Below are 20050 nucleotides of genomic sequence, written 5' to 3'. Positions count from 1 at the left end.
ATTAGCAGGAGACATGATGAGTTCCCACACCTTGACCGAAGGATCGGTGCCTCAGCGCCTGGCGCATACCCGTGAACTGATGCGCCGCGAAGGCATCCACGCGCTGCTGGTGCCGTCCGCCGACCCGCATCTTTCGGAATACCTGCCGGGTTACTGGCAGGGCCGGCAATGGTTGTCGGGTTTCCACGGTTCGGTCGGTACGCTGATCGTCACTGCTGATTTCGCTGGCGTGTGGGCCGACAGTCGTTACTGGGAACAGGCGACCAAGGAGCTCAACGGCAGCGGCATCGAACTGGTCAAACTGCAACCGGGGCAGCCGAGCCCGCTGGACTGGCTGGCCGAACAAACCCCTGAGGGCGGCGTTGTTGCGGTCGACGGCGCGGTAATGGCAGTGGCGTCGGCGCGTACGCTGAGCAGCAAACTCGAAGCACGCGGCGCTCGCCTGCGTACCGATATCGACCTGTTGCAGGAAGTCTGGCGCGATCGCCCGAGCCTGCCGAACGCGCCGATCTATCAGCATCTGCCGCCGCAAGCGACTATCAGTCGTGGCGAGAAACTCGCGAAATTGCGCGAAACCTTGCAAGAACGTGGTGCCGACTGGCACTTCATCGCCACCCTGGATGACATCGCCTGGCTGTTCAACCTGCGCGGTGGTGATGTCTCCTTCAACCCGGTGTTTGTTTCGTTTGCTTTGATCAATCAACAGCAGGCCACGCTGTTTGTGGCGCTGAGCAAGGTCGATGCCGATTTGCGCGTTGTGCTCGAACAAGATGGCGTCACGCTACGTGATTACAGCGAAGTGGCCGATGCATTGCGGTCTGTGCCGAGTGGCGCGAGCCTGCTGGTCGATCCGGCGCGAGTGACCACGGGGTTGCTGGATAACCTCGACAGTGGCGTGAAACTGGTCGAGGGCCTCAACCCGACTACGTTGGCCAAATCGCAGAAAAGCGAAGCCGACGCTCAACACATCCGTAAAGCGATGGAGCAGGATGGCGCAGCGTTGTGCGAATTCTTTGCCTGGCTGGAATCGGCGTGGGGGCGCGAGCGCATCACCGAACTGACCATCGACGAGAAACTTACCGCTGCCCGTGAACGTCGTCCCGATTACGTTTCGCTGAGCTTCAACACGATTGCCGCGTTCAACGCCAATGGCGCGATGCCGCACTATCACGCTACCGAAGAGGAGCATGCGGTGATCGAGGGTGATGGTCTGTTGCTCATCGATTCCGGTGGCCAATACCTCGGCGGTACCACTGACATCACGCGGATGGTCCCGGTGGGCACGCCGACGCAAGAGCAGAAACAGGATTGCACGCGCGTGCTGAAAGGCGTGATTGCCTTGTCGCGGGCACGTTTCCCGAAAGGCATTCTGTCGCCGCTGCTCGACGCCATCGCTCGTGCGCCGATCTGGGCTGACAACGTCGACTACGGCCACGGCACCGGTCACGGCGTGGGCTATTTCCTCAACGTTCACGAAGGTCCGCAGGTAATTGCCTATCAGGCGGCACCGGCGCCACAAACGGCAATGCAGCCGGGGATGATCACCTCGATCGAACCCGGCACCTATCGTCCGGGCCGCTGGGGTGTGCGCATCGAAAACCTGGCGATGAACCGTGAGGCCGGCAGCAGCGAATTCGGCGACTTCCTCAAGTTCGAAACCCTGACGCTGTGCCCGATCGATACCCGCTGCCTGATTGCTGGCCTGCTGACCCACGAAGAAAAGCAGTGGCTGAACGACTACCACCGCGAAGTGCGTGAGCGACTCAGTCCATTGCTGGATGGCGGGGCGTTGAGCTGGTTGAACGAGCGCACTGTGGCCATTTGATCGATTTACCCAAGGCGCCGCTCGCGGTGCCTTGGGGCTTGGCTTCAGTCCTGGCGCAATGCCTCTTCCACGAAGTCGAGTCGATCCTGACCGAAGAACAACTGATCGCCGATAAACATGCTGGGGGCGCCGAAAACGCCGCGCTTGATGGCGGCTTCGGTGTTTTCCTTGAGTGCTGCTTTGACTGATTCATCGTTGGTCAGCGCGATTATCTCTTGGGGATCGAAGCCGTTTTCAGTCAGCACGGCGCCAATGGTTTGCGGATCGTTGACGTTACGACCTTCTACCCAAAGCGCCCTGAACAGGCAGTCGACGAACTCGGCGAAACGCTGCGGCTGGTGCATCTGCATGCCAGTGACGGCACGCATCAATATCAGTGTGTTGATTGGAAAGTGCGGATTGAATCTGAGCTGGACGCCGTAGCGTTTGGCGAAGCGATCGAGGTCCTGAAACATGTAGCGGCCCTTGGCCGGAATCATTGCCGGCGAAGCGTTGCCGGTGGCTTTGAACACGCCACCCAACAGCATCGGGATGTAGATCAGTTCACTCTGGGTATCGGCGCAGATCTTCGCTAGCTGGGTGTGTGCCAAATAGGTGGTGGGGCTGCCGAGGTCGAAATAGAATTCCACGGTTTTCGTCATGATCAAATTGCTCTCTTATTGTTGTAATGAGGTGGGAGGGCTTACCAGCGTTCGTTCCATGGGCGCAGGTCCAGCTCAAAGGTCCAGGCATCCCGTGGCTGACTGTGCAGAAACCAATAGTTTTCGGCGATGTGCTCTGGATCGAGAATGCCGTCCTGATCCTTGGTCGCGTATTTCTCGGGAAAGCTGTTGCGGATGAAGTCGGTATCGATCGCACCATCAACCACGACGTGGGCGACATGAATGTTCATCGGCCCCAACTCTCTCGCCATGCTTTGCGCCAGTGCGCGGATGCCATGTTTGGCTCCAGCGAAAGCGGCAAATCCAGAAGCTCCGCGCAGCCCGGCCGTGGCACCAGTGAACAGAATCGTGCCGCGCTGCCGAGTTACCATGCGCTTGGCGACTTCACGGGCATTGAGAAAGCCGGAGAAGCAGGCCATCTCCCAGATCTTGAAATATTTGCGCGCGGTTTCTTCGAGAATACTGCACGGTACGTTGGCGCCGATGTTGAAGACAAAGGCCTCAATCGGGCCGACGCGGGTTTCGATGTCTTCGATCAAGGCGATGACGTCTTCTTCCTTGCGCGCATCGCAGGCAAAACCATGGGCCTCACCGCCCTCAGCGATGATTGCGTCAACCAGAGGCTGCAATTTGTCGGCGCTGCGCCGGGTCACACAGGCTATAAACCCCTCACTGGCAAAGCGCTTGGCAATCGCCCCGCCCGTGGCATCACCAGCGCCGACAACCAACACGACCTTCTTGTTATTCATGGGTGAATCCCTTTGGGTTAACGATCGTTTAGTTAACGAACGTTATGCTAGGATTCGGGCAGCGTCAAGGCGAGCTATTTCAGGAGAGGACATGCGTTATTCGGCCGGACACAAATCGGAAACCCGCGAACGATTGCTGCAAAGCAGCGCGCTGTCGGCGAAGAAATCGGGGTTTTCCACGGTGGGCGTGGATGGCCTGATGAAAGCCATCGGTTTGAGTGGCGCCGCGTTCTACAGCCACTTTTCGTCCAAGGATGCGTTGTTCGCCGCCATCGTCGAGCGAGAGTTGAGTGAAAGTCTTGAACGCCTTGGTGGCCAGGGCGGTGCAGATCGGCAGCGGCTGGAGCGTTGTCTGAAGCAGTACCTGAGCATGGCCCACGTCGAGCAACCAGAGTCCGGTTGCGCGCTGCCGACATTGGGCGCAGAGGTTGCCCGTGCCGATATGCAGGTGCGTGAGCAGGCTGAAGAATGGATCTGCCGCCTTCAGCAGGGCTGGGCCGAGATACTGGAAAGCGAGAGTCTGGCCTGGTCGGTGCTGTCGCAATGTGTGGGTGCGTTGGTGGTCGCGCGAATGCTGGCAACACCGGACGTGCAGCGTACGGTGTTGCGCTCGAGTCACGAGGAAATCACGCGTCAGCTCGCTTCGCCACGAGCCGTGTAGTTATTTGCAGATGACGATCATGCTGCGGCTGGTATAACCGGCGGGGTTCAGGCCGAACGGATAATCGCCAGGTTCCTCGACGGCATCCCCGGATTTGGCGATTACCTTGTAGCCCTTGGGAGCGCAGGAGTTGGCTGCGCTGGTGTAGCACTTGTCCCATGAGGATGAAAGACCGGAACAGTTGATGTGCAGTCCTTTCTTGCCGCGTTTGACCTGGGTTTCCGAAGTCGCCGCGCAACTCGCGATCGCCAGCAGGGCGATCATTAGCAAAATTCGTTTCATTACCATCCTTAATAGCGGCCGCGAGTCTGGTGCTCGGGTCTGCCTGTATTCGCTCGCGTTTGCAGCGTGGTGCCGTCCTTTGCGAAAAAATCCATGCCTGGCGATGGGTTACGCAGCTAAACATGGCCTAAATGAGCGCCAATTACCAGAGCCACTTTCGCTACGCTTCAGTCAGCCGCGACAGCAGGCTTTGCTCCGCTACTCATGGTCATGGTTGCGCCCACTGAAGCCAGAATAATGCACAGGATGGCCAGCCATTGTGACAATGAAAGGTATTCCTGGAGAAAAAGCAGACCTGATAGTGCTCCGAAGGCCGGTTCGATACTCATGAGCGTGCCGAAGGTGCGCGCGGGCATACGCGTCAGCGCGACCATCTCCAGGGTATAGGGCAGGGCGGTCGACAGAATGGCAACGCCGATAGCGATCGGAATCAGTGATGGTGTAAGCAGCGCAGCGCCGGCATGAACGATTCCAATGGGCGCCACGAACAGCGCGGCGATCATTACGCCGAGGGCTGCCGTCGTCACCCCGTTATCGGCGCCGGCCTTTTGCCCGAACAAAATGTACAGCGCCCAGCAGACCCCGGCGCCCAGCGCATAGCCCGCTCCGACGAGGTCAATGCCAGCAGTGGTTGCCCCAGTAGGTATTAATAGGAGCAAACCGACTGCAGCGAGCGCGATCCAGACAAAATCGATGGCGCGGCGGGAGGCATATATAGCTACCGCCAATGGGCCGGTGAATTCCAGCGCAACGGCGATGCCCAGTGGCACTGTGCGCAGCGACATATAAAAGAGGAAGTTCATTCCACCCAATGCCATTCCGTAGACGATCACGGTACGAAGAGACTTGGCGGTCAGCTTTGCACGCCATGGGCGCAGTATCAGCAGCATGATCACGCTGGCAAAGATCAGGCGAAGAGTGGTTGTTCCTTGTGCGCCGATAATGGGGAACATGCTTTTGGCCAGAGAAGCGCCCGACTGGATGGACGCCATGGCTATCATGAGCAGGCAAACCGGAAACAATGTGGAAGCAAGGGAGCGAGGTTGATCATTCATTGCGCGGCAGCATCCAAGGCAAAAACACAGTATTGTTGTGGTAGTGGGCAATATACTGCGCATTGGATGGGGGCGCGTCTATATATAGAAAGCGTTTTTGCTGATTTGAAAGAAAAGCGAAATTAACGGTTGACGGCAGATTCCAGAGGTCTATAATTCGCCCCACTTCCGGCGCAGTCGAAACGGAAAACTCCTTGAGATTCAAAGAGTTACGCGATTTTCGACAGCGGCTTGCTTCAGATCATCGAAGCCTGGAAGGAGTTGAAAGAGTAGTGATGTGTAGCTCTTTTAACGGTTCGATCTTCTCGGTCGAAAGCGGAGAAAAAGAGGTGTTGACAGCAGCGATTAACGCTGTAGAATTCGCCTCCCGCTAACGAGAGATCGGAAGCGCAAGTGGTTGAAGTTGTTGAAGAATTCTTCGAAAACTTCTGAAAATAATCACTTGACAGCAAATGAGGCTGCTGTAGAATGCGCGCCTCGGTTGAGACGAAAGATCTTAACCAACCGCTCTTTAACAACTGAATCAAGCAATTCGTGTGGGTGCTTGTGCAGTCAGACTGATAGTCAACAAGATTATCAGCATCACAAGTTACTCCGCGAGAAATCAAAGATGTAACCAACGATTGCTGAGCCAAGTTTAGGGTTTCTTAAAAACCCAAAGATGTTTGAACTGAAGAGTTTGATCATGGCTCAGATTGAACGCTGGCGGCAGGCCTAACACATGCAAGTCGAGCGGATGAAAGGAGCTTGCTCCTGGATTCAGCGGCGGACGGGTGAGTAATGCCTAGGAATCTGCCTGGTAGTGGGGGACAACGTTTCGAAAGGAACGCTAATACCGCATACGTCCTACGGGAGAAAGCAGGGGACCTTCGGGCCTTGCGCTATCAGATGAGCCTAGGTCGGATTAGCTAGTTGGTGAGGTAATGGCTCACCAAGGCGACGATCCGTAACTGGTCTGAGAGGATGATCAGTCACACTGGAACTGAGACACGGTCCAGACTCCTACGGGAGGCAGCAGTGGGGAATATTGGACAATGGGCGAAAGCCTGATCCAGCCATGCCGCGTGTGTGAAGAAGGTCTTCGGATTGTAAAGCACTTTAAGTTGGGAGGAAGGGCAGTAAATTAATACTTTGCTGTTTTGACGTTACCGACAGAATAAGCACCGGCTAACTCTGTGCCAGCAGCCGCGGTAATACAGAGGGTGCAAGCGTTAATCGGAATTACTGGGCGTAAAGCGCGCGTAGGTGGTTTGTTAAGTTGGATGTGAAATCCCCGGGCTCAACCTGGGAACTGCATCCAAAACTGGCAAGCTAGAGTATGGTAGAGGGTGGTGGAATTTCCTGTGTAGCGGTGAAATGCGTAGATATAGGAAGGAACACCAGTGGCGAAGGCGACCACCTGGACTGATACTGACACTGAGGTGCGAAAGCGTGGGGAGCAAACAGGATTAGATACCCTGGTAGTCCACGCCGTAAACGATGTCAACTAGCCGTTGGGAGCCTTGAGCTCTTAGTGGCGCAGCTAACGCATTAAGTTGACCGCCTGGGGAGTACGGCCGCAAGGTTAAAACTCAAATGAATTGACGGGGGCCCGCACAAGCGGTGGAGCATGTGGTTTAATTCGAAGCAACGCGAAGAACCTTACCAGGCCTTGACATCCAATGAACTTTCCAGAGATGGATTGGTGCCTTCGGGAACATTGAGACAGGTGCTGCATGGCTGTCGTCAGCTCGTGTCGTGAGATGTTGGGTTAAGTCCCGTAACGAGCGCAACCCTTGTCCTTAGTTACCAGCACGTAATGGTGGGCACTCTAAGGAGACTGCCGGTGACAAACCGGAGGAAGGTGGGGATGACGTCAAGTCATCATGGCCCTTACGGCCTGGGCTACACACGTGCTACAATGGTCGGTACAAAGGGTTGCCAAGCCGCGAGGTGGAGCTAATCCCATAAAACCGATCGTAGTCCGGATCGCAGTCTGCAACTCGACTGCGTGAAGTCGGAATCGCTAGTAATCGCGAATCAGAATGTCGCGGTGAATACGTTCCCGGGCCTTGTACACACCGCCCGTCACACCATGGGAGTGGGTTGCACCAGAAGTAGCTAGTCTAACCTTCGGGGGGACGGTTACCACGGTGTGATTCATGACTGGGGTGAAGTCGTAACAAGGTAGCCGTAGGGGAACCTGCGGCTGGATCACCTCCTTAATCGACGACATCAGCTGCTGCATGAGCTCCCACACGAATTGCTTGATTCATTGAAGAAGACGATAGAAGCAGCTTTAAGCTCCAAGCTGATAGCTCTGAGCTAACAGTTACAAGCTCGAAATTGGGTCTGTAGCTCAGTTGGTTAGAGCGCACCCCTGATAAGGGTGAGGTCGGCAGTTCGAATCTGCCCAGACCCACCAATTTTGTTATGGGGCCATAGCTCAGCTGGGAGAGCGCCTGCCTTGCACGCAGGAGGTCAGCGGTTCGATCCCGCTTGGCTCCACCATAAACTGCTTCGAAGTTTGAGAGTTTAGAAATGAATATTCGCATTGAATATTGATTTCTAGTCTTTTGATTAGATCGTTCTTTAAAAATTTGGGTATGTGATAGAAAGATAGACTGAACGTTACTTTCACTGGTAACGGATCAGGCTAAGGTAAAATTTGTGAGTTCTCTTAGTTGAGAAATTCGAATTTTCGGCGAATGTCGTCTTCACAGTATAACCAGATTGCTTGGGGTTATATGGTCAAGTGAAGAAGCGCATACGGTGGATGCCTTGGCAGTCAGAGGCGATGAAAGACGTGGTAGCCTGCGAAAAGCTTCGGGGAGTCGGCAAACAGACTTTGATCCGGAGATGTCTGAATGGGGGAACCCAGCCATCATAAGATGGTTATCTTGTACTGAATACATAGGTGCAAGAGGCGAACCAGGGGAACTGAAACATCTAAGTACCCTGAGGAAAAGAAATCAACCGAGATTCCCTTAGTAGTGGCGAGCGAACGGGGACTAGCCCTTAAGTGGCTTTGAGATTAGCGGAACGCTCTGGAAAGTGCGGCCATAGTGGGTGATAGCCCTGTACGCGAAAATCTCTTAGTCATGAAATCGAGTAGGACGGAGCACGAGAAACTTTGTCTGAATATGGGGGGACCATCCTCCAAGGCTAAATACTACTGACTGACCGATAGTGAACTAGTACCGTGAGGGAAAGGCGAAAAGAACCCCGGAGAGGGGAGTGAAATAGATCCTGAAACCGTATGCGTACAAGCAGTGGGAGCAGACTTTGTTCTGTGACTGCGTACCTTTTGTATAATGGGTCAGCGACTTATTTTCAGTGGCGAGCTTAACCGAATAGGGGAGGCGTAGCGAAAGCGAGTCTTAATAGGGCGTCTAGTCGCTGGGAATAGACCCGAAACCGGGCGATCTATCCATGGGCAGGTTGAAGGTTAGGTAACACTGACTGGAGGACCGAACCGACTACCGTTGAAAAGTTAGCGGATGACCTGTGGATCGGAGTGAAAGGCTAATCAAGCTCGGAGATAGCTGGTTCTCCTCGAAAGCTATTTAGGTAGCGCCTCATGTATCACTGTAGGGGGTAGAGCACTGTTTCGGCTAGGGGGTCATCCCGACTTACCAAACCGATGCAAACTCCGAATACCTACAAGTGCCGAGCATGGGAGACACACGGCGGGTGCTAACGTCCGTCGTGAAAAGGGAAACAACCCAGACCGTCAGCTAAGGTCCCAAAGTTATGGTTAAGTGGGAAACGATGTGGGAAGGCTTAGACAGCTAGGAGGTTGGCTTAGAAGCAGCCACCCTTTAAAGAAAGCGTAATAGCTCACTAGTCGAGTCGGCCTGCGCGGAAGATGTAACGGGGCTCAAACCATACACCGAAGCTACGGGTATCACCTTCGGGTGATGCGGTAGAGGAGCGTTCTGTAAGCCTGTGAAGGTGAGTTGAGAAGCTTGCTGGAGGTATCAGAAGTGCGAATGCTGACATGAGTAACGACAATGGGTGTGAAAAACACCCACGCCGAAAGACCAAGGTTTCCTGCGCAACGTTAATCGACGCAGGGTTAGTCGGTCCCTAAGGCGAGGCTGAAAAGCGTAGTCGATGGAAAACAGGTTAATATTCCTGTACTTCTGGTTATTGCGATGGAGGGACGGAGAAGGCTAGGCCAGCTTGGCGTTGGTTGTCCAAGTTTAAGGTGGTAGGCTGAGATCTTAGGTAAATCCGGGATCTTAAGGCCGAGAGCTGATGACGAGTTACCCTTTGGGTGACGAAGTGGTTGATGCCATGCTTCCAAGAAAAGCTTCTAAGCTTCAGGTAACCAGGAACCGTACCCCAAACCGACACAGGTGGTTGGGTAGAGAATACCAAGGCGCTTGAGAGAACTCGGGTGAAGGAACTAGGCAAAATGGCACCGTAACTTCGGGAGAAGGTGCGCCGGTGAGGGTGAAGGACTTGCTCCGTAAGCTCATGCCGGTCGAAGATACCAGGCCGCTGCGACTGTTTATTAAAAACACAGCACTCTGCAAACACGAAAGTGGACGTATAGGGTGTGACGCCTGCCCGGTGCCGGAAGGTTAATTGATGGGGTTAGCTAACGCGAAGCTCTTGATCGAAGCCCCGGTAAACGGCGGCCGTAACTATAACGGTCCTAAGGTAGCGAAATTCCTTGTCGGGTAAGTTCCGACCTGCACGAATGGCGTAACGATGGCGGCGCTGTCTCCACCCGAGACTCAGTGAAATTGAAATCGCTGTGAAGATGCAGTGTATCCGCGGCTAGACGGAAAGACCCCGTGAACCTTTACTATAGCTTTGCACTGGACTTTGAATTTGCTTGTGTAGGATAGGTGGGAGGCTTTGAAGCGTGGACGCCAGTTCGCGTGGAGCCATCCTTGAAATACCACCCTGGCAACTTTGAGGTTCTAACTCAGGTCCGTTATCCGGATCGAGGACAGTGTATGGTGGGTAGTTTGACTGGGGCGGTCTCCTCCTAAAGAGTAACGGAGGAGTACGAAGGTGCGCTCAGACCGGTCGGAAATCGGTCGTAGAGTATAAAGGCAAAAGCGCGCTTGACTGCGAGACAGACACGTCGAGCAGGTACGAAAGTAGGTCTTAGTGATCCGGTGGTTCTGTATGGAAGGGCCATCGCTCAACGGATAAAAGGTACTCCGGGGATAACAGGCTGATACCGCCCAAGAGTTCATATCGACGGCGGTGTTTGGCACCTCGATGTCGGCTCATCACATCCTGGGGCTGAAGCCGGTCCCAAGGGTATGGCTGTTCGCCATTTAAAGTGGTACGCGAGCTGGGTTTAGAACGTCGTGAGACAGTTCGGTCCCTATCTGCCGTGGACGTTTGAGATTTGAGAGGGGCTGCTCCTAGTACGAGAGGACCGGAGTGGACGAACCTCTGGTGTTCCGGTTGTCACGCCAGTGGCATTGCCGGGTAGCTATGTTCGGGAAAGATAACCGCTGAAAGCATCTAAGCGGGAAACTTGCCTCAAGATGAGATCTCACTGGAACCTTGAGTTCCCTGAAGGGCCGTCGAAGACTACGACGTTGATAGGTTGGGTGTGTAAGCGCTGTGAGGCGTTGAGCTAACCAATACTAATTGCCCGTGAGGCTTGACCATATAACACCCAAGCAATTTGCTGACCTGAAAAGGCGCCAGATTGCGGTGTGTGAAGACGAAACGAACCGAAAGTTCGAAACGCACAAACACCAGCTGTCACATACCCAATTTGCTGAAGCGAGGCCGTCTGGTCCCGAGTCAGTACCCGAATTTCTTGACGACCATAGAGCGTTGGAACCACCTGATCCCATCCCGAACTCAGCAGTGAAACGATGCATCGCCGATGGTAGTGTGGGGTTTCCCCATGTGAGAGTAGGTCATCGTCAAGATTAAATTCCGAAACCCCAATTGCGAAAGCAGTTGGGGTTTTGTTTTGCCTGCGAGAAAGTTTTTAGCCTGCCACCGGGGAAATTCATCCTGAAGTGGATGGCGAGTTTTGGTATGGTGCAGCTCGTTTTTTAACGGACTGATGCCCTGCCCACGGATCGGCACTCATTTACGTCTAAGAGTTGCTGTAGAAATGCCTGAACCAATCCCGATCAAGGACCATGAAAAAGAGACGAGGCTGGTCAACAAACGCTTGATTGCCTGTGCTCTGTTCGTGTTCGCCATCAGCTGCGCTTTGGTGGTGCGCCTGTACATTCTCCAGGTCGTGGAATTCGATTACCACTCGACCATCTCCGAAAACAACCGTGTCCATGTCCTGCCGATACCGCCGACGCGGGGATTGATCTACGACCGCAACGGCGTATTACTCGCCGACAACCGTCCCAGCTACAACCTGACCATCACCCGTGAGCGTGCAACCGACGTCAATCAAGAATTGGACGAAGTCATCAACTTGCTGCACTTGCCTGCTGAAGACCGCACGGTATTCGACAAGGCGATGAAGCAATCCCGGCATCCATTCACACCGGTCACACTGTTTTATGAGCTGACGGAAGAGCAGATCGCCGTCCTGGCGGTGAACGAATTTCGCCTGCCGGGGATTGATGTCGAACCGCAGTTTGTCCGGCACTATCCTCTCGGCGCACATTTCGCTCATTCGATCGGTTATGTCGGTCGGATCAATGAAAAGGAAGCTAAAACCCTCGACTCCGTGGAATACCGAGGTACGCAGTCCATTGGTAAAACCGGTATCGAGCGTTTCTATGAGGCGCAGTTACACGGCCATGTCGGTTACGAAGAAGTCGAGACCAATGCTCAAGGCCGCGTGCTGCGGGTGCTCAAGCATACCGATCCGGTGCCAGGTAAAAACATCGTCCTCAGTCTTGACGTCAAACTGCAGGAAGCCGCCGAAGCTGCTTTGGGAGACCGTCGTGGTTCGGTGGTAGCTCTCGATCCGTCCACTGGAGAAGTGCTGGCGATGGTCAGCAATCCGAGTTTCGATCCGAATCTGTTCGTCACCGGGATCAGTTCGAAGGAATATTCAGCGCTGCGGGATTCCATCGATCGGCCATTGTTCAACCGCGTATTGCGTGGCCTGTACGCCCCAGGCTCGACGATCAAACCGGAAGTCGCCATCGCAGGGCTGGACGCAGGCGTCGTAACTCCGCAGACCCGCGTATACGATCCCGGCTATTACCAATTACCGGACTTCGATCACAAGTATCGCAACTGGAACCACAGCGGTGATGGCTGGGTGGACATGGACGCGGCGATCATGCGTTCCAACGACACCTACTTCTACGACCTGGCGCACAAGCTTGGCATCGATCGTCTGCACGACTACATGGCGATGTTCGGCCTTGGTGAAAAAGTCTCGCTGGACATGTTTGAAGAGTCCCCCGGTCTGATGCCGTCGCAAGCGTGGAAACGCGCTACACGGCGACAGGCCTGGTATCCCGGCGAGACGGTTATTCTCGGCATCGGCCAGGGATACATGCAGGTCACACCGCTGCAATTGGCCCAGGCCACTGCCCTGATCGCCAATAAGGGGATATGGAACCGGCCGCACTTGGCCAAGTCGGTCGACGGTGTAGCGCCGGTCGACGAACATCCAATGCCCAATATCCTGCTCAAGGACCCGCGCGATTGGGAGCAGGTCAATCACGGTATGCAGATGGTCATGCACGATGCTCGAGGTATTGCCCGTGCGGCCGCTGCGGGTGCGCAATACCGCATCGCCGGCAAGAGTGGCACGGCGCAAGTGGTAGCGATCAAGCAAGGGGAGCGCTACAACCGCGAGAAAACCCTGGAGCGCCACCGTGACAACGCCCTGTTTGTAGGATTCGCACCGGCCGAACATCCGAAGATCGCCATCTCGGTAATGATCGAAAACGGCGAGGCGGGTGGTCGTGTTGCCGGTCCGGTCGTGCGGCAGATCATGGACGCCTGGTTACTCGATCAGGATGGTCACCTTAAACCTCAATACGCTGCGCCGAGCAAAGCGCCGGGCGATCCTCACGTCTGAGGCGTAACGGTTCACAGCACAGGCTCCGTAAGCGGAGCCTGTGATTACGCACCGGGTACCGGGCAGCTCATATCACCTTCCTCACATTTCAAATACTGCTTGAGGGTTTCTACTCTGGCCTTGGTTACGGCTGTAAGACAACTACTGTAAACCAATGGATAAACACTCCCGCCTGCCACCCCAGAAGCCGAAAACTTGCACTCGGCATCCCGAAAGCTGACCCACGCCCGCTGCGCGTTGACCAGCAGCTTCTTTCCGTCCGGGTTGTCCTTCAGGCGTCCGGTGATCTGCTGATAGAGCGTATTCAGTTCCTTGTCTGCCGCTTTGAAGGCTTGCCCCGCGCATTGATTCATCGTCGCCTGATCGCTGGCGTTGGCGCAATCAACGGCGGCATGGGCGAAAGGGGCAAACAAAAAGGGCGCAGAGGCCAGAAGCAGACGCACTGACATAAGGTTCTCGCTGTATCGAGTGGAAAGAGTGTATCGAGTGTTATGTACGTAGCCGGGAGGCCTCAAGCAAGCGATCCGCAGTGGCCGTGATTTCCTCGCCGTCATGCAGCCGCTCCAGCCAGTGCTCGGGAATTGCCCGAGCGCCGTAGTAAGTACCGGCCAACTGACCCACGATAGCAGCTGTGGTATCCGCATCATCACCGAGATTGGCTGCTTTCAGTATCGCGTCAGCGTACGTTTGCGTGTGATGGAAGCACCACAAAGCGGCTTCCAATGATTGCACGCTATAGCCGCTGCCCTTGATTTCGTTTTCTTTTTTGCCGAAATACTCACCCCGCGCGATCGCAACCACCTTGGGTTGGGAATACTCTGCAAGTAGCGATTGGCGCAGTTGCGTTTTGTCGGCTCCCTCGAGCGCTCGTGCGATCATATCAGCCAGCAATTGGCAGCACTCGATTGCCTCCGGCGCCGCATGGGTTGTGCGCGAACTGTCGGCGGCGTGGATCTGGATCTGTCTAGCGTCGGGAAAATAAAACAGCACGACAGGAGCCAATCGCATCAGCGACCCGTTACCAGCAGTCAATGGATCAGTCGACCCCGCGAAAGGCTTCCCGGTTCGCTGAAACTGTTCCAGCGCCTGGCTGACGGTCATGCCGATGTCGAAACATTCCCCGGTGGAGCTCAGGTATCCCCATTTCCACCAATTGAGATAGCGGCCCATCTGATCAGCCGCGTCGAAACCGTTTTTGCGCAGCAGGCTCTCGGCCAGGCAGAGTGCCATTGAGGTGTCATCGGTCCATTGCCCTGGCTTGAGCTGGAACGGGCCACCGCCGACCATGTCGCTCAGCGGCTGGAATGATCCTCGCGGCTGGAACTCAACTGTTGTACCGACCGCATCGCCGCAAGCCAGGCCGAGGAGGGCGCCGCGATACCGATCGGCAAGAGAGGGCTGCATGATTCGTCCTTGTTTCTGCGGATTCGCTGGAAAGATAACAGGTCAGGCGGCGCCGATCACAGAGCGCAAACTACCGCAGGATGTGTCCGCTCGAATCGATGCCTGCAGCGCCTGGATACAACTTCGCATTGGACATGTGGTCATACAAGCCTAGTGTTCAGAACAGGAGGTGACGTATGAAACCAGTACCTAACAGTTTCGAACGCAAGATCACGCTCAAGGCGTCGCGTTCCCATGTCTGGCGCGCATTGGTCGATGCAGAGGCGTTCGGCCAGTGGTTTGGCGTGGCACTTGAGGGCCGGCGCTTCATTGCCGGTGAGTGGACGCAGGGCCAGGTCACGTACCCCGGTTATGAACACGTATTGTGGAATGTGCTGATCGAGCGGGTCGAGCCGCAGCAGTTGTTTTCTTTCCGCTGGCACCCGTATGCGGTCAACCCGAAGATCGACTACTCGCAAGAGCCGACCACGCTGGTCAAGTTCGAATTGCAGGACTTCGAGGACGGCACTCTACTCAAGGTCTCGGAATCCGGCTTCGCGCACATCCCTGATATCCGTCAGAAAGAGGCGTATTACATGGACAGTCGCGGCTGGGAGGAGCAGTTGAGCAGGCTTGAACAGTTTCTCGCCGAAAGCGCCAGGGCTCGTGAAAGCGGCGGTGCCTGACAGGTCTAAGGGTTTTCGGAAGTGTTTGTATGGCGAATGTCTTACACGCGTTGGTAGCTTTTACGACTATTGCTGATTGGATCCACTGGGTAATCTACACACATCAACTGAGACACAGGGAGTGTTTCAGGATCATGGACGATCGACCATCGCAAGGATCGCTGCCGACAGGGAGTCGATAATGGTCTTGGGAAAAACCCGCTTCGGCGGGTTTTTTTTCGCCTGAATGTAGGAGCCGCCGAAGGCTGCGATCTTTTGATCCTGCTTTTAAAAGCCAGGTCAAAAAGATCACAGCCTGGGCGAATGTCATCCCGTCACGAAGCAATCAACTGCCGCAACACATAATGCAGGATCCCCCCGGATTTGAAGTACTCGACCTCATTCAGCGTATCAATGCGGCACAAGACTTCGATTCTCTCCTGACGCCCATCCTCCCGAGTGATAACCAGCGGCAGGTTCATCCGCGGCCTCAGCTCGACGCCGGTCAATCCCAGAATCTCGAACGTCTCTTTGCCGGTCAGATTGAGACTCTTGCGATTCTGATCAAGCTTGAACTGCAACGGCAGCACACCCATGCCGACCAGATTCGAGCGGTGAATACGTTCGAAGCTCTCCGCAATCACCGCTTTGACGCCCAGCAGATTGGTGCCTTTCGCCGCCCAGTCACGGCTCGACCCGGTGCCGTACTCCTGACCGGCAATCACCACCAACGGCGTACCCGAAGCCTGATATTTCATCGCTGCGTCATAGATCGCCATTTTTTCCCCGGTGGGAATGTAAAGGGTGTTGCCACCTTCCTCGCCACCCAGCATCTCGTTGCGAATACGGATGTTGGCAAACGTACCGCGCATCATCACTTCATGATTGCCGCGACGGGAACCGTAGGAGTTGAAGTCGCGCGGCTCCACTCCTTTTTCCTGCAGGTATCGCCCGGCCGGGCTGTCGATCTTGATGTTGCCGGCGGGGGAGATGTGGTCGGTGGTCACTGAATCGCCTAGCAAGGCCAAGACCCGCGCGCCTTTGACGTCTTTGACTTCCGGCAGAGGGCCGGAAATGTCGTCGAAGAAAGGTGGATGCTGAATGTAGGTCGAATCGTCCTGCCACACGTAAGTCGCCGCTTGCGGCACCTCGATGGCCTGCCATTGCTCATCACCGGCAAACACTTCGGCGTATTCCTTGTGGAACATCGCCGTGTTGACCTGATTCACCGCCTCGGCGATTTCCCGGCTGCTCGGCCAGATATCGCGCAGGTACACCGGATTGCCCTGCTGATCCTCACCCAGCGGTTCGCTGCTGATGTCGGTGCGCACGCTGCCAGCCAGTGCGTAGGCGACGACCAGCGGAGGCGAGGCCAGCCAGTTGGTTTTCACCAGTGGATGCACGCGACCTTCGAAGTTGCGGTTGCCGGACAAGACCGACGCGACGGTCAGATCGGCTTTTTGAATGGCTTTCTCGATCGGCTCCGGCAGTGGCCCGGAGTTGCCGATGCAGGTGGTGCAGCCGTAACCGACCAACGAAAACCCGAGCTGATCAAGGTACTGAGTCAGCCCGGCAGCCTTGTAATAGTCGGTGACGACTTTCGAACCGGGGGCCAGTGAGCTTTTGACCCAAGGCTTGCGTGTCAGACCTTTCTCGACGGCTTTCTTCGCCAGCAACCCGGCCGCCATCATCACGCTCGGGTTGGAAGTGTTGGTGCAGGAAGTGATCGCGGCGATGACCACTGCACCGTTTTTCAGGCGATAGGTCTTGCCCTCGTATTCGTAGTCCGCTTCGCCCACCAGATCGGCGTTGCCCACTGCTACGCCGCCGCCACCCTCGCTTTCCAGGCGTCCTTCTTCCTTGCTGGTGGGTTTGAATTGCAGGTCGATGAAATCACTGAAGGCCTGCGCGACGTTCGGCAGGGAGACGCGATCCTGCGGACGTTTCGGTCCGGCCAGGCTGGCCTCGACGCTGCCCATGTCCAAGGCCAGGCTGTCGGTGAACACCGGCTCCTGACCCGGCAGACGCCACAGGCCTTGAGCCTTGGTGTACGCCTCGACCAGTTTCACCACTTCCGGCGGCCGGCCGGAGAGGCGCAGGTATTCCAGCGTGACATCGTCGACCGGGAAGAAGCCGCACGTCGCCCCGTATTCCGGGGCCATGTTGGCGATGGTTGCGCGGTCGGCCAGTGGCAGATCGGCGAGACCATCGCCATAGAACTCGACGAATTTGCCGACCACGCCTTTCTTGCGCAGCATCTGCGTTACGGTCAGCACCAGATCGGTGGCGGTGATGCCTTCCTTGAGTTTGCCGGTGAGTTTGAAGCCGATCACTTCTGGAATCAGCATCGATACCGGTTGCCCAAGCATCGCCGCTTCCGCTTCGATCCCGCCCACGCCCCAGCCGAGTACGCCGAGGCCGTTGATCATGGTGGTGTGGGAGTCGGTGCCGACCAGCGTGTCGGGAAACGCGTAGGTGCGGCCATCCTCCTCTTTGGTCCAGACGGTGCGGCCGAGGTACTCAAGGTTGACCTGGTGGCAGATGCCGGTACCCGGCGGGACCACGCTGAAGTTATCGAACGCACTCTGGCCCCAGCGCAGAAAGGCATAGCGCTCGCCGTTGCGTTGCATTTCGATGTCGACGTTCTGTTCAAACGCACTGGCGCTGCCAAACTTGTCGACCATCACCGAGTGGTCAATCACCAGGTCCACCGGCGACAACGGATTGATCCGCTGCGGATCGCCACCAGCCTTGGCCATCGCCGCGCGCATTGCGGCGAGATCGACGACGGCGGGGACACCAGTAAAATCCTGCATCAATACCCGGGCGGGACGGTATTGGATTTCCCGATCAGAGCGGCGCTCCTTGAGCCAGGCGGCGATGGCTTTGAGGTCAGCGCCGGTGACGGTTTTTTCGTCTTCCCAGCGCAGCAGATTTTCCAGCAGGACCTTCAACGACATCGGCAGCTTGTCGAGGTCGCCCAGGCTTTTGGCGGCTTCCGGCAGGCTGAAATAATGGTAGGTCGTGGCATCGATTTGTAGGGTTTTCAGTGACTTCAGACTATCGAGGGACGGCATTACGATCACTCCTTTGAGTCCGCACGGCTACGGACTGAGGGGACGGGCAGAGCATTAAACCTAGCCCTGTTTTGAGTAGCTGGCTAATAACTGGACTCTATCGGCGCAACCATGGTTCCGACTTCAGCTATCATGCGCCGGTTTTCGTGACAGGCATTGCGGCAACGCAAGGCTTGAGCATCGCGCAACGGTCGAATGATCGACCGTTGCCCAGGAGTAAGAATGAACACCCTATTCATGCATTGCCGGCCCGGCTTCGAAGGCGAAGTCTGTTCGGAGATTTCCGATCTCGCCGCCCGTCTCAATGTCGCCGGTTACGCCAAAGCCAAAACCGCCACGGCCTGCGCCGAGTTTGTCTGCACTGAAGCCGACGGCGCCGAACGCCTGATGCGCGGTCAGCGTTTCGCCGAATTGATTTTCCCTCGGCAGTGGGCGCGGGGCTTTTTCATTGATCTGCCGGAAAACGATCGCATCAGCGTAATCCTCGCGCACATGGCCGATTTCCCGGTGTTTGGCAGTCTGTGGCTGGAAGTGGTCGATACGAATGACGGCAAGGAACTGTCGAACTTTTGCAAAAAGTTCGAAGGCCCGCTGCGCAAGGCGCTGACCGCCGCTGGCAAACTGGTGGAAGACGCCAGCAAGCCGCGATTGTTGCTGACCTTCAAGAGTGGCCGCGAAGTGTTTCTCGGCATGGCCGATGCCGGCAATTCGGCGATGTGGCCGATGGGCATTCCGCGCCTGAAGTTTCCTCGCGAGGCGCCCAGCCGTTCGACCTTGAAGCTGGAGGAGGCGTGGCACCACTTCATTCCGCGCGACCAGTGGGAAGATCGCCTGCACAGCGACATGACCGGCGTTGACCTCGGCGCCGCGCCGGGCGGCTGGACCTGGCAACTGGTCAACCGGGGCATGCTGGTGACGGCTATCGACAACGGCCCGATGGCTGAAAGCCTGATGGAAACCGGGCTGGTCCAGCATCTGATGGCGGACGGTTTTACCTTCAAGCCGAAGCAGCCGGTGGACTGGATGGTTTGCGACATCGTCGAGAAACCGGCGCGCAACGCGGCGATGCTGGAAGAGTGGATCGGCGAGGGGCATTGCCGCGAGGCGGTGGTCAACCTGAAGCTGCCGATGAAACAGCGTTATGCCGAAGTGAAACGTCTGCTCGAGCGCATTGCCGATGGTTTCAAGGCTCGTGGGATCAAGGTTGATATCGGCTGCAAGCAGCTGTATCACGACCGCGAGGAAGTGACTTGCCATCTGCGCCGGCACGACACCAGGAAAACCAAATCGCGCTGACACAATACTGAACCTGTGGGAGCGAGCCTGCTCGCGAAAGCGGTGGGGCAGCCAGCGATGTGTTCACTGACGGATTGCCTTCGCGAGCAGGCTCGCTCCCACATGGGTTGGACGATATCCCAAGCAATGCGCGACAATGTCGGCCAGTTTCTGGAGTGAACCATGAGTGAAATGATCGATACCCCGGTCGACGGCACCCTCGACGCCACCGGTCTGAATTGCCCGGAACCGGTAATGATGTTGCACCAGCACATCCGCGATCTGGTGCCTGGCGGCTTGCTCAAGGTGATCGCCACCGATCCCTCGACCAAGCGCGATATCCCCAAGTTCTGCGTGTTTCTTGACCATGAGCTGGTCAGCCAGCACGAAGAGGCCGGCACCTATCTGTACTGGATTCGCAAGAAGTCCTGACTCAGGGCA

General features: G+C 56.2%; 13 protein-coding genes, 2 tRNA genes and 3 rRNA genes. 11 read left to right on the top strand and 7 right to left on the bottom strand.

Annotated elements, in window-relative coordinates:
• Positions 1-16: 16 nt before the first annotated feature.
• A complete protein-coding gene (locus FEE99_RS23210) occupies positions 17-1825 on the top strand; it encodes an aminopeptidase P family protein (RefSeq protein ID WP_041478479.1) in 1809 nt (602 codons plus the stop codon).
• Between the two features lie 44 nt (positions 1826-1869).
• Here FEE99_RS23210 and FEE99_RS23205 read toward each other — a convergent pair whose 3' ends face one another.
• Positions 1870-2466: a 2-hydroxychromene-2-carboxylate isomerase gene (locus FEE99_RS23205; protein WP_041478502.1), complete on the bottom strand. Its 597-nt coding sequence runs from the start codon at positions 2464-2466 to the stop codon at positions 1870-1872.
• A gap of 41 nt (positions 2467-2507) precedes the next feature.
• A complete protein-coding gene (locus FEE99_RS23200; protein WP_041478480.1) occupies positions 2508-3236 on the bottom strand; it encodes an SDR family oxidoreductase in 729 nt (242 codons plus the stop codon).
• A 91-nt stretch (positions 3237-3327) separates the two neighbouring features.
• Between FEE99_RS23200 and FEE99_RS23195 the strand changes: the two genes are divergently transcribed.
• Complete coding sequence (locus FEE99_RS23195; protein ID WP_041478481.1) at positions 3328-3897, top strand: TetR/AcrR family transcriptional regulator; 570 nt, start codon at positions 3328-3330, stop codon at positions 3895-3897.
• On the opposite strand, the gene FEE99_RS23190 is transcribed toward FEE99_RS23195, so the two are convergent.
• Complete coding sequence (locus FEE99_RS23190; protein ID WP_041478482.1) at positions 3898-4179, bottom strand: hypothetical protein; 282 nt, start codon at positions 4177-4179, stop codon at positions 3898-3900.
• 167 nt (positions 4180-4346) lie between these two features.
• Positions 4347-5234: a threonine/homoserine exporter RhtA gene (rhtA, locus tag FEE99_RS23185; protein ID WP_041478483.1), complete on the bottom strand. Its 888-nt coding sequence runs from the start codon at positions 5232-5234 to the stop codon at positions 4347-4349.
• 667 nt (positions 5235-5901) lie between these two features.
• On the opposite strand from rhtA, the gene FEE99_RS23180 reads away from it, so the two are divergent.
• The 6 genes from FEE99_RS23180 (at position 5902) to mrdA (ending at position 13209) form a co-directional block, all read left to right on the top strand.
• A 16S ribosomal RNA gene (locus tag FEE99_RS23180) occupies positions 5902-7438 on the top strand.
• A gap of 123 nt (positions 7439-7561) precedes the next feature.
• Positions 7562-7638: transfer RNA gene (locus tag FEE99_RS23175), tRNA-Ile, on the top strand.
• A 10-nt stretch (positions 7639-7648) separates the two neighbouring features.
• Positions 7649-7724 (top strand) — tRNA-Ala (locus FEE99_RS23170).
• Positions 7725-7962: 238 nt separating this feature from the next.
• A 23S ribosomal RNA gene (locus tag FEE99_RS23165) occupies positions 7963-10856 on the top strand.
• A gap of 153 nt (positions 10857-11009) precedes the next feature.
• Positions 11010-11125, top strand: a 5S ribosomal RNA gene (rrf, locus tag FEE99_RS23160).
• Together the 16S, 23S and 5S rRNA genes with 2 tRNA genes alongside form the textbook arrangement of a ribosomal RNA operon.
• Before the next feature lie 191 nt (positions 11126-11316).
• Positions 11317-13209, top strand: a complete 1893-nt coding sequence (gene mrdA / locus FEE99_RS23155; protein ID WP_041477368.1) for a penicillin-binding protein 2 — start codon at positions 11317-11319, stop codon at positions 13207-13209.
• A 44-nt stretch (positions 13210-13253) separates the two neighbouring features.
• On the opposite strand, the gene FEE99_RS23150 is transcribed toward mrdA, so the two are convergent.
• A complete protein-coding gene (locus tag FEE99_RS23150) occupies positions 13254-13658 on the bottom strand; it encodes a lysozyme inhibitor LprI family protein (RefSeq protein ID WP_041477366.1) in 405 nt (134 codons plus the stop codon).
• Positions 13659-13698: 40 nt separating this feature from the next.
• Positions 13699-14613 carry an ADP-ribosylglycohydrolase family protein gene (locus tag FEE99_RS23145; RefSeq protein ID WP_041477364.1) on the bottom strand — a complete coding sequence of 305 codons (915 nt, stop codon included), beginning with the start codon at positions 14611-14613 and terminating at the stop codon, positions 13699-13701.
• Between the two features lie 176 nt (positions 14614-14789).
• Between FEE99_RS23145 and FEE99_RS23140 the strand changes: the two genes are divergently transcribed.
• Positions 14790-15278 (top strand): SRPBCC family protein, encoded by a 489-nt coding sequence (locus FEE99_RS23140; protein ID WP_016775506.1) that lies wholly within the window; start codon positions 14790-14792, stop codon positions 15276-15278.
• A gap of 314 nt (positions 15279-15592) precedes the next feature.
• On the opposite strand, the gene acnA is transcribed toward FEE99_RS23140, so the two are convergent.
• Complete coding sequence (acnA, locus tag FEE99_RS23135; RefSeq protein WP_041477362.1) at positions 15593-18334, bottom strand: aconitate hydratase AcnA; 2742 nt, start codon at positions 18332-18334, stop codon at positions 15593-15595.
• Between the two features lie 222 nt (positions 18335-18556).
• Between acnA and rlmM the strand changes: the two genes are divergently transcribed.
• Positions 18557-19630: a 23S rRNA (cytidine(2498)-2'-O)-methyltransferase RlmM gene (gene rlmM, locus FEE99_RS23130; protein WP_041477361.1), complete on the top strand. Its 1074-nt coding sequence runs from the start codon at positions 18557-18559 to the stop codon at positions 19628-19630.
• A 162-nt stretch (positions 19631-19792) separates the two neighbouring features.
• Positions 19793-20041 carry a sulfurtransferase TusA gene (gene tusA, locus FEE99_RS23125; RefSeq protein WP_016775503.1) on the top strand — a complete coding sequence of 83 codons (249 nt, stop codon included), beginning with the start codon at positions 19793-19795 and terminating at the stop codon, positions 20039-20041.
• Positions 20042-20050 lie beyond the last annotated feature (9 nt).

Origin of the sequence: Pseudomonas sp. ef1 (assembly GCF_007293365.2) — a bacterium.
Classification (GTDB): Bacteria; Pseudomonadota; Gammaproteobacteria; order Pseudomonadales; family Pseudomonadaceae; genus Aquipseudomonas; species Aquipseudomonas siliginis.
The sequence above is the reverse complement of the archived record's forward strand: the minus strand, read 5'-3'. Positions and strand labels throughout refer to the sequence as shown.

What these genes read in the sequence shown, in the direction of transcription:
- FEE99_RS23205 (WP_041478502.1), bottom strand. Translation starts at nt 2,466, where the DNA reads ATGACGAAAACCGTGGAATTCTATTTCGACCTCGGCAGCCCCACCACC.
- mrdA (WP_041477368.1), top strand. Translation starts at nt 11,317, where the DNA reads ATGCCTGAACCAATCCCGATCAAGGACCATGAAAAAGAGACGAGGCTG.
- FEE99_RS23140 (WP_016775506.1), top strand. Translation starts at nt 14,790, where the DNA reads ATGAAACCAGTACCTAACAGTTTCGAACGCAAGATCACGCTCAAGGCG.
- FEE99_RS23190 (WP_041478482.1), bottom strand. Translation starts at nt 4,179, where the DNA reads ATGAAACGAATTTTGCTAATGATCGCCCTGCTGGCGATCGCGAGTTGC.
- FEE99_RS23210 (WP_041478479.1), top strand. Translation starts at nt 17, where the DNA reads ATGAGTTCCCACACCTTGACCGAAGGATCGGTGCCTCAGCGCCTGGCG.
- acnA (WP_041477362.1), bottom strand. Translation starts at nt 18,334, where the DNA reads ATGCCGTCCCTCGATAGTCTGAAGTCACTGAAAACCCTACAAATCGAT.
- tusA (WP_016775503.1), top strand. Translation starts at nt 19,793, where the DNA reads ATGAGTGAAATGATCGATACCCCGGTCGACGGCACCCTCGACGCCACC.
- rlmM (WP_041477361.1), top strand. Translation starts at nt 18,557, where the DNA reads ATGAACACCCTATTCATGCATTGCCGGCCCGGCTTCGAAGGCGAAGTC.
- FEE99_RS23145 (WP_041477364.1), bottom strand. Translation starts at nt 14,613, where the DNA reads ATGCAGCCCTCTCTTGCCGATCGGTATCGCGGCGCCCTCCTCGGCCTG.
- FEE99_RS23150 (WP_041477366.1), bottom strand. Translation starts at nt 13,658, where the DNA reads ATGTCAGTGCGTCTGCTTCTGGCCTCTGCGCCCTTTTTGTTTGCCCCT.
- FEE99_RS23195 (WP_041478481.1), top strand. Translation starts at nt 3,328, where the DNA reads ATGCGTTATTCGGCCGGACACAAATCGGAAACCCGCGAACGATTGCTG.
- FEE99_RS23200 (WP_041478480.1), bottom strand. Translation starts at nt 3,236, where the DNA reads ATGAATAACAAGAAGGTCGTGTTGGTTGTCGGCGCTGGTGATGCCACG.
- rhtA (WP_041478483.1), bottom strand. Translation starts at nt 5,234, where the DNA reads ATGAATGATCAACCTCGCTCCCTTGCTTCCACATTGTTTCCGGTTTGC.